This is a genomic window from Saccharopolyspora sp. NPDC002686, from assembly GCF_040295745.1.
Lineage (GTDB): Bacteria > Actinomycetota > Actinomycetes > Mycobacteriales > Pseudonocardiaceae > Saccharopolyspora > Saccharopolyspora oryzae.
Genome location: NZ_JBEOVY010000227.1, coordinates 1 through 12,658, shown reverse-complemented (window position 1 = coordinate 12,658; position 12,658 = coordinate 1). Strand labels below are relative to the sequence as shown.

The following is a 12,658-nucleotide window of genomic DNA, read 5'->3' as shown; positions in this document are numbered from 1 at the left end:
GGCCCGGTTCCGAGCCACGAGAATCCACCACGGTCACGCCATTCCTCCAGTGTGTAGCGGGGTGCCCGTTCAACACGCCGACACCTGCGGCCCGGCCTCCGGAGTGCGGCGCCCCGTCCGCCGGGGTGTCGGCGGGGCTTGCTAGCCTTGTCCAGTTGTTCGACGCGAACGACCCTCCTGCCATGGAAAGTCCATGGCCGTGAGTCCACAGGAGGTGAATGGTCTTCATGCGTCATTACGAGCTCATGGTCATCCTGGACCCGAGCCTGGACGAGCGCACCGTCGCTCCGTCCTTGGAGAACTTCCTCAACGTCGTCCGCAACGACGGTGGCACCGTCGAGAAGGTCGACGTCTGGGGCCGTCGTCGGCTGTCCTACGAGATCGAGAAGAACTCCGAGGGCATCTACGTCGTCCTGGACCTCAACAGCGAGCCGGCCACCATCAAGGAACTGGACCGGCAGCTGAACCTCAACGAGTCGATCCTGCGGACCAAGGTCCTGCGCAAGGTCGTCGAGCCCCGCAAGGCCGCGCGTGCCGCCAAGGCTCGCGCCGCGGCTGCTGCTGCGGCTCAGGCCAACGCCTGATCCGGCCCGAACCGCTAACGACCAGACTGGAGTCCCCAGGTCATGGCTGGTGAAACGGTAATCACGGTGGTCGGCAACCTGACCGCCGACCCGGAGCTGCGCTTCACCCCGTCGGGTGCCGCGGTCGCGAACTTCACCGTCGCGTCCACGCCCCGGACCTTCGACCGCCAGAGCGGCGAGTGGAAGGACGGCGAAGCCCTCTTCCTGCGCTGCAACATCTGGCGGCAGGCGGCGGAGAACGTGGCCGAGTCGCTGACCCGCGGCATGCGGGTGGTCGTGCAGGGCCGACTGCGCCAGCGCTCCTTCGAGACGAAGGAGGGCGAGAAGCGCACCGTCGTCGAGCTCGAGGTCGACGAGATCGGTCCGTCCCTGCGCTACGCGACCGCCAAGGTCAACAAGGTGAGCCGTGGCGGCAGCGGTTTCAGCGGCGGCGGGGGCAGCCCGGCCGGTCCGCCGGCCGACGACCCGTGGGGTTCCGCACCACCTGCCGGTTCCGGCGGTGGGTTCAGCGACGAGCCGCCGTTCTAAACGCGGCGACAACGCTCTCGAAGTTTTCGTTCAGGAGGAAGACCGATGGCCAAGGCGCCCGTGCGCAAGCCGAAGAAGAAGGTCTGCGTTTTCTGCAAGGACAAGGCTGCGCAGATCGACTACAAGGACACGACCCTGCTGCGGAAGTACATCTCCGACCGCGGCAAGATCCGTGCCCGTCGCGTGACCGGCAACTGCAGCCAGCACCAGCGCGACGTCGCCATCGCGGTGAAGAACGCCCGCGAGATGGCGCTGCTGCCCTACACCTCGACCGCTCGCTGAACCGGAAAGGAGTCACGTCGTGAAGATCATCCTCACCGCTGACGTGTCCAACCTGGGCGAGTCCGGCGACATCGTCGAGGTCAAGGACGGCTACGCGCGCAACTACCTGCTGCCCAAGGGCCTCGCCATCGTGGGCACCAAGGGCGCGCAGAAGCAGATCGAGACGATCCGCCGCGTCCAGGAGAACCGCCGCGTGCGGAACCTGGAGCACGCCCACGAGCTGAAGCAGCAGCTGCAGAACCTGGGCGGCGTCACCCTGAGCGCGAAGGTTTCCGCGCAGGGCAAGCTGTTCGGCTCGATCACCCCCGGCGACGTCGTCGCCGCGGTCCGCAAGGCCGGTGGCCCGAACCTGGACAAGCGTTCGGTCAGCCTGCGCGGCCACATCAAGTCGCTGGGCAAGCACGTCGTCGACGTGCAGCTGCACCCGGACGTGTCGGCCAACGTCGCCGTCCAGGTCACCAAGGAGCAGTGACCCGGTAGCACCGGAGCAACGCGCAGCACCGTCCACCCCGTCCATTCGGGTGAAGGGTGGACGGTGCTGCGTCCGGCGCGTGCACCGGCTGTCACGGCGACGACGAAGTTCCGCCGATTCCGACACGCCGAGCTGACGACACGCCCGGACTTTTCCACGGATTTCTTCCACAGCCTACGCACAGCCTCTGACCTGGGGTTTGTTGTCACCGCTGGTGACTTGTCCCCAAGTTGTCCCCAGCTGTGCCGAACGCTGCTGCAAGTTATCCACAGGCTCGATGCAACCTATCCACAGGTTGTCCCGAACTTTGTCCACAGGCTGGGTTGCCTGCTCTGTGCGGGTGATCTAGCTTCGCGCGTGCCCACGCGCCCAACGCGCGCGACGGTCTTGGCGCGGAGGAGGTGACCGGGTCAGGTGGCGGTTCCCGAGGAGCCCGAGGACCCGTACTTCGAGGACGACGGCGGCAGCGGTCCGGCCGGCGGCAGCACCTTCGAACGGCAACCCCCGCAAGACCTGGCAGCCGAGCAGTCCGTGCTCGGCGGCATGATGCTGAGCAAGGACGCGATCGCGGACGTGGTCGAGGCGCTCAGCCCGAACGACTTCTACCGCCCGGCGCACCAGGCGATCTACGACTGCATCCTCGACCTGTACGGCCGCGGTGAACCGGCGGACGCGATCACGGTGTCCGCGGAGCTGGAGCGCCGCCAGGAGCTGCTCAAGGTCGGCGGCGCCCCCTACCTGCACACGCTGATCGCCACGGTCCCCACAGCGGCGAACGCGGGCTACTACGCGGAGATCGTCGCGGAGAAGGCGATCCTGCGCCGCCTGGTCGAGGCGGGCACCCGCATCGTCCAGCTCGGCTACCACGGTTCTGAAGGCGCGGCGATCGAAGAGGTCGTGGACCGCGCCCAGGCGTCGATCTACGACGTCACGGAACGCCGGGCCAGCGAGGACTACCACGCCCTCGAAGAGCTCCTCCAGCCGACGATGGACGAGATCGACGCGATCGCGTCCCGCGGCGGGGAGTCCCAGGGCATCCCGACCGGCTTCGTCGACCTCGACGCCCTGACCAACGGCCTCCACGCCGGCCAGATGATCATCGTCGCGGCCCGTCCTGGTGTGGGCAAGGCACTGGCGCTCGACACACCGCTGCCCACCCCCGAGGGCTGGACGACGATGGGTGAGGTCGTTGTCGGCGACTACCTGATCGGCGCGGACGGAAAGCCGACGAAGGTGGTTGCGGCAACCGAGGTCATGCACGACCGCCCGTGCTACGAGGTCGAGTTCTCCGACGGCACGGTCATCACGGCAGACGCCCAACACCAGTGGCTGACGGATACCCGCGCATCGCGGAAGTCGGCGCAAGCCGCCGCAGCTGGGCATGGCGGGACTCGAAACCAGCGCACCTTCGCTGAAGTCCGCACCACGGAGGAGATCGCGGAAACCCTGCGCTGCAACACGGCCGACCGCCGGCTGAACCACTCGGTGAACGCTGCGCAGCCGATCGACCTCCCGGAGCGGGACCTCCCGCTCGCGCCCTACGTGCTGGGTGTCTGGCTCGGCGATGGCACCTCGCTTTCGGCCGCGTTCACGAGCGCTGATCCAGAGGTCGCCATGCACGTGGAGGCCGAGGGGTACCACGCGCCGCAGACGCGCGATCGCTTCTACCGCATCCAGTTCCCGCAGGCTGACCCGATTGCGGAGCGGAACTGCGTGGTCTGCGGGGCTGTGTTCGTTCCGAAGACGAGCCAGGTGCGGACCTGTGGGCAGAGCTGCGGCGGCAAGGCGCGCTTCCTCTCCGATCCGGTGCCGCAACCGACTTGCCCGGACTGCGGAAAGCCGACGTGCGGGCTGCGTCAATGCCAGGAGTGCCGCAATGAGCGAGGCACTGTCCAGGCCTTGCTCCGAATGATGGGTGTGCTCGGGAACAAGCACATCCCGGCGGAGTACCTCCGTGGTTCCGAATCCCAGCGGCGCGCGCTGCTGGCCGGACTCCTCGACACGGACGGCACCGTTGCACCCAGCGGCTCCGTGCAGTTCGCGGTGACCAGTGAACGGCTCGCGCAGGACACGTACGAACTGATCGTCAGCCTCGGTTACCGCTGCAGCATGACGACCAAGCGCGTGCGGGGCAGGACGGAAGCTTCGTCCACGGCGTTCACGCTCACCTTCACGACGCAGGACGACGTCTTCCGCCTGACACGCAAGCAGCTGGTCCACAAGGAGCGGAACGCGCGGACACCTCGGATGGTCGGGACTCGGTACATCACCGACGTGCGGCCAGTGGCGAGTGTGCCGGTTCGGTGCGTTGAGGTGGACGCGGCGGATCACCTGTACTTGGCGAGCCGGTCGATGATCCCGACGCACAACTCGACACTGGGACTGGACTTCTGCCGGGCTGCGTCGGTGCAGCACGGGTTGGCCAGCGTCATCTTCTCGCTGGAGATGGGGCGCACCGAGATCGTCATGCGCATGCTCTCCGCCGAGGCCCGGATCCGGCTCGGCGACATGCGCGGTGGCCGGATGACCGACGACGACTGGACGCGGTTGGCGCGGCGGATGAGCGAGATCAGCGAGGCGCCGATCTTCATCGACGACTCGCCGAACCTCACCATGATGGAGATCCGCGCGAAGGCGCGACGGCTCAAGCAGCGCCACGACATCCAGCTCATCGTCGTGGACTACCTGCAGCTGATGACCTCCGGCAAGCGCGTCGAGTCCCGCCAGCAGGAGGTCTCGGAGTTCTCCCGAAACCTCAAGCTGCTGGCCAAGGAACTCGAAGTGCCGCTGGTCGCGATCTCCCAGCTGAACCGTGGTCCCGAGCAGCGGACGGACAAGAAGCCGCAGCTCTCCGACCTCCGTGAGTCCGGTTCCCTGGAGCAGGATGCGGACATGGTGATCCTGATCCACCGCCCGGACGCCTTCGAGCGCGACGACCCCCGCATGGGCGAGGCCGACCTGGTGCTGGCCAAGCACCGAGCCGGCCCGACGGCCACGATCACGGTCGCCCACCAGCTCCACTACAGCCGCTTCGTCGACATGGCCCAGGAGTAGTCCGGCGCGTGATCAGTCTTCCGGTCGCGCGTCGGCGTGGTCGGTGAGCCGGTCGGCCAGCGCTCGCACCAGGTCGCGGAGGGCGTCGGGTCGTTCGACGACGAACGGTCGATCGAGCGCCGCGAGCAGGGGCGGTATCCATTCGAGCCGTTGTGCTCGGATCCGGGCCCGCACCCAGGAAGATCCGGGATCGATCTCTTCCAGCTTGACGACGGACGGTGGGAAGACGGAGCAGATCTGCTCGGGCGTCGATCGGATCCGCACGGACACCTCGTGCTGGTGCGGCGCCTCGGCGATCGCGGTCAGCACGCGCTGGGCCGGGTCGAATCCGACTGGTACGTCGAACGTTCCAGCGCGCATCTCGACGGTCGTGATCCGGTCGACGCGGAACGTGCGCACCTGCCCGCTGGCGGAGTCGAAGCCGGTCAGGTACCACCGCCCGGAGTGGGCCACGACCCCGTACGGGTGGACGACGCGTTCGCTGGCGCCGCCGTGGCCGGCGATGTAGCCGAGATCGACCGGGCGACGATCCCGCGCCGCCTCCGCGACGGTGAGCAGGACCTCGGCTTCCGCCGTGAGCGCTGATCGTGCGGGCGCGGTGAAGTCGGCGATCTCCAGCAGCGCGTCGAGCCGGCGGCCGAGAGGTTCGGGCAGCACTCGGCGGACTTTCGCGATCGCGCTCTCGGCGGCCGCGACCGAAGTGCTGAGCAACCCGGCGCGCCGGCCCGCGACCAGACCGAGCAGGACGGCGAGCGCCTCCTCGTCGGTGAGCATCAGCGGCGGCATCCGGTAGCCAGGGGACAGGCGGTACCCGCCGTGCCGCCCGCGCACCGAGCGGACCGGGATGTCCAGGTCGAGGAGGTGGCCGACGTAGCGGCGGACGGTGCGCTCGTCCACGTCGAGTCGCTCGGCGAGCTCGGCGACGGTCCGGGTACCTCCGCGCTGGAGGATCTCCAGCAACGCCAGCACGCGGGCGATCGGCCGAGTCACGCACAAGATCCTCGCAATACCGGGCGGATCCTGTCCACTATTGCCCCTAACGTGCCCGGTGTCCCCCTCCAGCGCAGGAAGGAACCACCGTGCAGCTCGTCTCCGTCCGAGTCATCACCAACGACGTCGCCCGTCTCGTCGAGTTCTACGAGCAGGTGACCGGCCTCGATGCGCGGCGGCCCGCCGAGCAGTTCGCCGAGCTCGTAGGCCCGTCGTGCGCGTTGGCCATCGGCAGTGCCGAGACGATGGCGCTGTTCAGCGCCGGGGCGGCCGTGCCCGAGTCGAACCGGACCGCGATCCTCGAGTTCCTCGTCGAGGACGTCGACCGGGAGTGCGCACGGTTGACGAGCCTGGCCGTCGCCCCGGAGATCGTGCAGAAGCCGACCACGATGCCGTGGGGAAACCGCTCCCTGCTGTTCCGCGACCCCGACGGCAACCTGGTCAACTTCTTCACCCCGCTCACCGACGAGGCCCGCGCGAGGCTCGCCCGCTGACCGGCCCTATCAGCGGCGTTGTCAGTTGAACCGCAGTCGGCACGCCGTTCTTGGCATCCTCCACCGGGAGGGCGCCTTGCGTCGGTGTCCGGATGTGACAGTTGGTCGTCATTGAGGACGTCGGGGGCAGCGGTGAACATGGAGGCATGCCCATTCCGCACCGTGTTGTCCTCGCGGCCTTCCCGGACGTCGATCTGCTCGACGTGACCGGGCCTGCCGAGGTCTTCGCGCTGGCCAACCGGGAAACCGCGGGCCGTGCTGGCTACCAGGTCCGCATCGCCGGGCCGGTCGCCGGGGAGGTCCGGACGTCGGCCGGGGTGCGGTTGGTCGCCGACGTCGCTTTCGCCGACGTCGGCGATGACGTGGACACGCTCCTGGTGCCGGGCGCGGTCGACATGACCGATGACGGGCCCATCGCCCGGGTCGACGACGACGTCGTGGCGTGGGTGCGGGAGACCGCTCCGCACGCCCGGCGGGTCGCTTCGGTGTGCGTGGGTGCGCACGTGCTGGCCGCGGCCGGGTTGCTGGGTGGGAAGGCGGCGACCACGCACTGGTCGACCGCCGCTCAGCTCGCCGCCGAGTACCCGGACATCGCGGTCGACCCGGATCCGATCTTCGTCCGCAGCGACTGCGGTCGCTTGTGGACCGGGGCCGGGATCAGCGCCTGCCTGGACCTCGCCCTGGCCCTGGTGGCCGAGGACCTGGGCGAGCAGACCGCGCTGGGGGTGGCCCGGCAGCTGGTCATGTACCTCAAGCGGCAGGGCGGGCAGAGCCAGTTCTCCGTGCCGTTGAGCCGACCTGCGGCGCGTCGGGACATCGACGAGCTGCGGTTGTGGATCGCCGACCACCTCGACGAGGACCTGTCCGCGCGAGCCCTGGCCGCCCGGATGTGCTTGAGCGAGCGGCATTTCGCGCGCGTCTTCAAGCAGGAGACGGGCGCGAGCCCGGCCACCTACGTCGAAGCGGCGCGCGTGGAGCTGGCGCGTCGTCTGCTGGAGACCACCGATGCCCCGCTCGAGCAGGTCGCGGCGGCATCCGGGCTGGGTTCGGCGGAGACCTTGCACCGGGCGTTCCGGAGGCAGCTCGCCACCACCCCGGCGGCCTACCGGCGGCGCTTCCGCACTCCGGCCGCCTGATCCGACAGTCACCTGATTCCCCTGGCGCGTGGCGAGGGGACTGCTTCGCCATGCCGTTTTTCGATGAGAGGACGCTCCATGAGCACGCCATCCAAGACCCTGCGCGACGTGATCGGTCTGGACGGCCAGCCGCCTCGGCTGAGCGAGTCGGCCCTGGTCCTGATCGATGTCCAGAACACCTACCGCACCGGTGTGATGGCCTTGGACGGTGCGGAGGAGGCGGTGGCGGCCGCGGCTCGGCTGCTGGAACGCGCTCGGGCTGCGGGAACGCCGGTGGTGCACGTCGTCAACGACGGTGGCGAGGGCTCGCCTTACGACATCCGCGCGCACATCGGTGCCATCTGCGACGAGGTTGCGCCGATCGACGGCGAGCCCGTCGTGGTCAAGCAGTTCCCGAATTCCTTCCACGCCACCGAACTGGAGAAGACGCTGCACGACCTGGGCGTGATCAGCGGTGACCTGGTGCTGGCCGGGTTCATGACGCACATGTGCGTCACCTTCACCGCCCAGGGCGCGTTCAACCTCGGCTACCGGCCGACGGTCGTCGCCGACGCCACGGCCACCCGGTCCTTGTCGGCTCCGGACGGCACCGCGGTGCCGTCCGCTGCGCTCCAGCAGGCCGCGCTGACCACGATCACCGACCTGTTCGGCGTCGTCGTCCACACCGCGGACGCGCTCGGCGCTTGAGCGGGTCGTGAGTGGCGATGGTGGTTCTCACGACCATCGCCACTCACGAGAACTCGTGGCAGCATGGCGGGATGACTCCGTCGCGAAAGGGCGATGCCGCGTAGGCCGCCTGGCGCGTTGCGCGCCGATCAATCGGATTTTCCTCGACTACCCGGCCGGATTCGCGGTGCCGGACGTGGCCCGTGGGCCGAGCTGGACCGGGTGACGGCCCGCCGGATGTACTGGGAGGCTCGGGTCGGGTGGGCGCTCAAGCGGTATCGCCGCTTCCTGCGTCGGCCCGGGCGTTGGTTGTACTTGCCGCGGGCGGATCTCTACTCGCCTCATGACCCGGCGGATGCGCGGGATGAGTTGGAGCTGCTGCTGTCCGAGCTGCCGCCGCGGACTCGTGCTGAACTGCGGCGGATCCTGGTTCCGCTGGACGAGGAGTTCCGGCGGCGCACGCTTCGGGATCCGGCACTTGAGCGGCCTGCGGCTTGGTGGCGTCAGCGACTTCGCGACGGCTACTGACCCGTGAGCACTTTGTGGCGTTATAGCGCCAGAAAGTGCTCACGGGCTTTGTTCTGCTACGTTGGTGGTGTGAAGCGCGCTGGTCTGACTACGACGCCGGACGACGTCCCGGCGCGCTGATTGCTGTTCTCGCGAAGCTCCGGGGCGGGTGCCCCGGAGCTTCGTCGTGTGGTCACCCGCCTCATCACCGGTGAGGAGACCACCATGCACGACCACCGCAAACTCGGCCGCGAGCTGGGGCTGTTCGACACCGATCCGCTGATCGGCGCGGGCCTGCCGTACTGGCTGCCCGATGGCGCTGTCGTGCGGCACACCCTCGAGGAGTACATCCGCGAAGCCGAGCGGCGTGCGGGATATCGGCACGTCTACTCGCCTGTGCTGGGCAAACGCGAGCTGTACGAGATCTCCGGGCACTGGGCGCACTACCGCGACGACATGTTCCCGCCGATGGACCTGGGCGGCGAGCAGGTCGTGCTGCGGCCGAGCCTGTGCCCGCACCACGCGGTGATCTACCGGTCCCGCTCGCACAGCTACCGGGAGCTCCCGCTGCGGTTGGCGGAGTTGGGCGGCATGTACCGCTCGGAGCTGTCCGGCGTGCTCGGTGGTCTGACCCGCGTGCGGGCGATCCAGCTCAACGACGCGCACATCTTCTGCACCTTGGAGCAGGTCGCAGATGAGGCGTCCGCCGCGCTGGAGCTGATCCGGAACGCCTACGCCGCAATGGGAATCCGGCCTGCTCGGTACCGGCTTTCGCTGGCCGGTGAAGGTGGGAAGTACGTCGCCGCGCCGGAGAAGTGGCAGCGGGCGGCCGAGCTGCTGACCGAGGTCCTGGAGCGCAGCGGACTGGAGTACGAAGCCGTCGAAGGGGAGGCGGCGTTCTACGGTCCGAAGATCGACGTGCAGGTGGCCGACGGCGCTGGGCGCGAGTCGACCCTGTCCACCGTGCAGGTCGACTTCCACCAGCCCGAGCAGTTCGACCTGCACTACATCGGTGCGGACGGCGCCAAGCACCGGCCGGTCATGGTGCACCGAAGCATCATCGGCAGCGCGGAAAGGGCCGTCGCGCACCTCATCGAGCTGCACGGCGGGGCTTTCCCGGCCTGGCTGGCGCCGACCCAGCTCGTGGTGCTGCCGATCTCCGACGCCGAGCTGCCGCAGGCGGAACGCCTCGCGCAGCAGTGCCTGGAACTCGGCCTCCGCGCGGAGGTCTCGGCGCACGGCAGCCTCGGCGCCCGGATCCGCGACGCGCGCCTGGTGCCGTACCAGGCGATCATCGGGGCGAAAGAGGCCGCGGAAGATCAGGTTTCGCTCCGCCTGCGCGACGGTCAACGCCTGGATCCCCAGCCGGCGGCTGAGGCGTTGTCCCACATCACCGACCTGGTCGCCAACCGCAGCACCGCCCTCTGGAGTTGATGTCCATAGTGGATTGGGCGGGTGGTCGATCAGCCAGGGGTCGACCACCCGGTCGGCAGCAGCGTGTCCCTTTTTTCCGGACACGTGGCAACCGAAAGCTCCGCAGGACGTCTGGATGGGTATGAACACCCAACAGATGCGGAACGACTGGGGCGCGCAGCGGCCGGCGTACGGGCACCGGCCTGCGCCGCGGCGGCGCGGTCGTCGTGTGCTGGTCCTGGTGCTGCTCGCGCTGGTCCTGTTCCCGCTGGTGTTCGGGGGGTGGCTCTGGTTCCGCGTCGATTCGTCGATCAACCGGATCGGCGCCTTCCCCGACTACTCCGGTCGGCCGGCGGCGGGCTCGGGCGCGAACTGGCTGATCGTCGGCTCGGACAGCCGCGAAGGCCTGGACCCGGACACGGCGGAGAGCCTGCACGTCGGCGAGGCGGATGGGGGGCGCACGGACACGATCATGATCGCGCACGTGCCGGACAACGACACGCCGCCGACGCTGATCAGCATCCCGCGCGACTCCGATGTCCCGGTGCCGGGCCAGGGCCGGACCAAGATCAACGCGGCCTTCGCCATCGGTGGCCCGGAGCTGCTGGCGCAGACCGTGGAGCAGGCGACCGGCCTGCGCATCGACCACTACGCCGAGGTCGGCTTCGGCGGCTTCGCCGGGATGGTCGACGCGGTCGGCGGCGTGGAGATGTGCCTGGACCAGGAGATGCACGACACGAAGACCGGTCAGACGCTGCAGGCCGGCTGCCAGACCCTGGACGGGGAGAAGGCGCTGACGTTCGTGCGCATGCGCTACAGCGACGCGACGCCGCGCTCGGACCTCGACCGGGTCGCCAACCAGCGCAAGTTCATCGGCGCGCTGGTCGAGCAGGCCTCGAGCTTCAGCACCCTGATCAACCCGTTCCGGACCTACAGCTTGGCCGACGAGGGCGCGAGCTCGCTGACGATGCTCGAACCGGACGGCACCGGCGACCTGCTGTCGCTGGCCTGGGCGATGCGCGGCATCTCGTCGGACGGTGTGGTGACGACGACCGTCCCGGTCACCGACTCCTCAGCGAACCGCTGGGACAAGGAGAAGGCGAGCGAGCTGTTCGAAGCCGTCGGCTCGGACCAGCCGATCCGCCAGGACCTGATCACCGAGTGACCCCGGTCGTGAGCGCGCAACGGTGTTCGAGCACGGCTGCGCGCTCACGACCCCGGTCGTGGCCGGTAAACCCGGCTTACCGGCGCGGCGGCTTCATCTCCAGCGGCACCCCGATCAGGTTCAGCGCGTTGATCAGCGAAACCTGCGTGACGAGGTGTCCGAGCTCGGCCTCGTCCGGGAACGCCTCGCGCAGCGAGTCCCACTGCTCGTCGGTGATGCGCTCGCGACGGGTCGCGGCTTCGGCGTAGCCGAGCGCGGCCCGCTCCCGCTCGTCGAACAGCTCCGACTCCTGCCACACCGGCAGCTGGAGCAGGCGGTTCTGCTCCTCACCGACTCGCAGTGCTTCGCGGCTGTGCATGTCGACGCAGAACACGCAGCCGTTGATCTGCGACACCCGGATCTTGACCAGCTCGCGGACCGCTTCGTCCAGCGGCCCTTGCCGGATCGCCGCGTCGGCCTGCTTGAAGCCGGCGTACGGTTCGGGGGCGGTCTTGCTGAGATCCAGTCGCATGGTTCTTCCTTCCATCAGGTGTTCGCCATGGAGACGAGTCTGGGCGCGAAAACGTGACTGCGCCGGGTTTCCGGCGTTCGCTGACACGGCGCGTGATTCGAAAACCGAAGCGCGACTCGGAATCCGACCCTTTCGGGCTAGTCGTTATTACGGCAAGTGGTCCAGTAACGTCCTTCGTGTTTCCCTGCCGCGGGGGTTCGACCGCGGCCGATTCTCCTGGTGCATCAACTGGAAGGTGGAGTAACCGTGTTGGTGAAGCTGGCCCGCCGCGTTCTGCTCGGTTCCGCGCTGATCGTCGGAACCGCGGTCGTTTCCGCGACGACGGCCCCGGCGCAGACCGCCCTGCCCAGCGTCCTCCACCTCTCGCTGAACACCGAGGGCTCTTCGGTCCAGCGCGCGGCGGTCCTGGAATGCCACCCCGCGGGCGGTTCCCACAAGTTCGCCGAAAAGGCTTGCGGCGACCTGGAAGTGGTCCAGGGCGACTTCCGCCGGATGAACGCGAACCTGGCCCGCGCGTGCACCTTGGAGTACTTGCCGGTGACGGCGAAGCTCGAGGGCAAGTGGCGCGGAAACGTGGTGAGCTACACCAAGAGCTACCCCAACGCCTGCGTCCTGCAGAACGAAACCGGTGTCGTCTTCGACCTCTGATCCGCAGAAGCCCCGCGAATTTCCAACCGCAGGGCCGGAAAGCGGCGGTCGCCGGCCACTCCGACGACCGCCGCTGCGAGCACCTGCTCTAACCTGATCCGCAGGTGCAGCAACAAGATCCTGAGCGGGAGGGTGCCGGGTGCAGGAGATCGAGTGGGCCGACTTCGAGAAGGTCGAGCTGCGGAAGATGTAGAAGGCGATGTCGCTG

At 68.6% G+C, this 12,658-nt stretch carries 14 protein-coding genes; 12 read left to right on the top strand and 2 right to left on the bottom strand.

Annotated elements, in window-relative coordinates; genetic code table 11:
• Positions 1–218: 218 nt before the first annotated feature.
• From rpsF to dnaB, 5 genes are all read left to right on the top strand, one after another.
• The gene (rpsF, locus tag ABTZ89_RS25925) at positions 219–584 is read left to right on the top strand and encodes a 30S ribosomal protein S6 (RefSeq protein ID WP_270954581.1); all 366 of its coding nucleotides are present in this window, start codon (positions 219–221) and stop codon (positions 582–584) included.
• A 42-nt stretch (positions 585–626) separates the two neighbouring features.
• Positions 627–1,112, top strand: coding sequence for a single-stranded DNA-binding protein (locus ABTZ89_RS25920; RefSeq protein WP_270954580.1), 486 nt, complete (start codon positions 627–629; stop codon positions 1,110–1,112).
• Positions 1,113–1,157: 45 nt separating this feature from the next.
• Positions 1,158–1,394 (top strand): 30S ribosomal protein S18, encoded by a 237-nt coding sequence (gene rpsR, locus ABTZ89_RS25915; protein WP_093151213.1) that lies wholly within the window; start codon positions 1,158–1,160, stop codon positions 1,392–1,394.
• 19 nt (positions 1,395–1,413) lie between these two features.
• The gene (gene rplI, locus ABTZ89_RS25910; RefSeq protein WP_270954579.1) at positions 1,414–1,866 is read left to right on the top strand and encodes a 50S ribosomal protein L9; all 453 of its coding nucleotides are present in this window, start codon (positions 1,414–1,416) and stop codon (positions 1,864–1,866) included.
• A 414-nt stretch (positions 1,867–2,280) separates the two neighbouring features.
• Positions 2,281–4,920: a replicative DNA helicase gene (dnaB, locus tag ABTZ89_RS25905; protein ID WP_351049265.1), complete on the top strand. Its 2,640-nt coding sequence runs from the start codon at positions 2,281–2,283 to the stop codon at positions 4,918–4,920.
• Between the two features lie 12 nt (positions 4,921–4,932).
• Here dnaB and ABTZ89_RS25900 read toward each other — a convergent pair whose 3' ends face one another.
• Positions 4,933–5,910: a helix-turn-helix transcriptional regulator gene (locus tag ABTZ89_RS25900; RefSeq protein WP_270954576.1), complete on the bottom strand. Its 978-nt coding sequence runs from the start codon at positions 5,908–5,910 to the stop codon at positions 4,933–4,935.
• A gap of 89 nt (positions 5,911–5,999) precedes the next feature.
• On the opposite strand from ABTZ89_RS25900, the gene ABTZ89_RS25895 reads away from it, so the two are divergent.
• The 6 genes from ABTZ89_RS25895 (at position 6,000) to ABTZ89_RS25870 (ending at position 11,291) form a co-directional block, all read left to right on the top strand.
• A complete protein-coding gene (locus ABTZ89_RS25895) occupies positions 6,000–6,404 on the top strand; it encodes a VOC family protein (protein ID WP_351049261.1) in 405 nt (134 codons plus the stop codon).
• Between the two features lie 146 nt (positions 6,405–6,550).
• A complete protein-coding gene (locus tag ABTZ89_RS25890; protein WP_351049258.1) occupies positions 6,551–7,540 on the top strand; it encodes a GlxA family transcriptional regulator in 990 nt (329 codons plus the stop codon).
• A gap of 78 nt (positions 7,541–7,618) precedes the next feature.
• Positions 7,619–8,227: an isochorismatase family protein gene (locus ABTZ89_RS25885; RefSeq protein ID WP_351049255.1), complete on the top strand. Its 609-nt coding sequence runs from the start codon at positions 7,619–7,621 to the stop codon at positions 8,225–8,227.
• Between the two features lie 201 nt (positions 8,228–8,428).
• Entirely contained in the window at positions 8,429–8,734 is a 306-nt protein-coding gene (locus ABTZ89_RS25880) for a hypothetical protein (protein WP_351049252.1), read from the top strand.
• Positions 8,735–8,938: 204 nt separating this feature from the next.
• Positions 8,939–10,147, top strand: a complete 1,209-nt coding sequence (gene thrS / locus ABTZ89_RS25875; protein ID WP_502949600.1) for a threonine--tRNA ligase — start codon at positions 8,939–8,941, stop codon at positions 10,145–10,147.
• Between the two features lie 121 nt (positions 10,148–10,268).
• Entirely contained in the window at positions 10,269–11,291 is a 1,023-nt protein-coding gene (locus tag ABTZ89_RS25870) for an LCP family protein (protein ID WP_351049247.1), read from the top strand.
• A 76-nt stretch (positions 11,292–11,367) separates the two neighbouring features.
• On the opposite strand, the gene ABTZ89_RS25865 is transcribed toward ABTZ89_RS25870, so the two are convergent.
• A complete protein-coding gene (locus ABTZ89_RS25865) occupies positions 11,368–11,802 on the bottom strand; it encodes a carboxymuconolactone decarboxylase family protein (RefSeq protein WP_270954155.1) in 435 nt (144 codons plus the stop codon).
• A 246-nt stretch (positions 11,803–12,048) separates the two neighbouring features.
• Here ABTZ89_RS25865 and ABTZ89_RS25860 point away from each other — a divergent pair, with 246 nt between their 5' ends.
• Positions 12,049–12,450 carry an SSI family serine proteinase inhibitor gene (locus ABTZ89_RS25860; RefSeq protein ID WP_270954154.1) on the top strand — a complete coding sequence of 134 codons (402 nt, stop codon included), beginning with the start codon at positions 12,049–12,051 and terminating at the stop codon, positions 12,448–12,450.
• Positions 12,451–12,658 lie beyond the last annotated feature (208 nt).

Coding starts and splice junctions, on each gene's coding strand:
- rpsF (WP_270954581.1), top strand. CDS start 219: ATGGTCTTCATGCGTCATTACGAGCTCATGGTCATCCTGGACCCGAGC.
- ABTZ89_RS25920 (WP_270954580.1), top strand. CDS start 627: ATGGCTGGTGAAACGGTAATCACGGTGGTCGGCAACCTGACCGCCGAC.
- rpsR (WP_093151213.1), top strand. CDS start 1,158: ATGGCCAAGGCGCCCGTGCGCAAGCCGAAGAAGAAGGTCTGCGTTTTC.
- ABTZ89_RS25890 (WP_351049258.1), top strand. CDS start 6,551: ATGCCCATTCCGCACCGTGTTGTCCTCGCGGCCTTCCCGGACGTCGAT.
- ABTZ89_RS25885 (WP_351049255.1), top strand. CDS start 7,619: ATGAGCACGCCATCCAAGACCCTGCGCGACGTGATCGGTCTGGACGGC.
- thrS (WP_502949600.1), top strand. CDS start 8,939: ATGCACGACCACCGCAAACTCGGCCGCGAGCTGGGGCTGTTCGACACC.
- ABTZ89_RS25870 (WP_351049247.1), top strand. CDS start 10,269: ATGAACACCCAACAGATGCGGAACGACTGGGGCGCGCAGCGGCCGGCG.
- ABTZ89_RS25865 (WP_270954155.1), bottom strand. CDS start 11,802: ATGCGACTGGATCTCAGCAAGACCGCCCCCGAACCGTACGCCGGCTTC.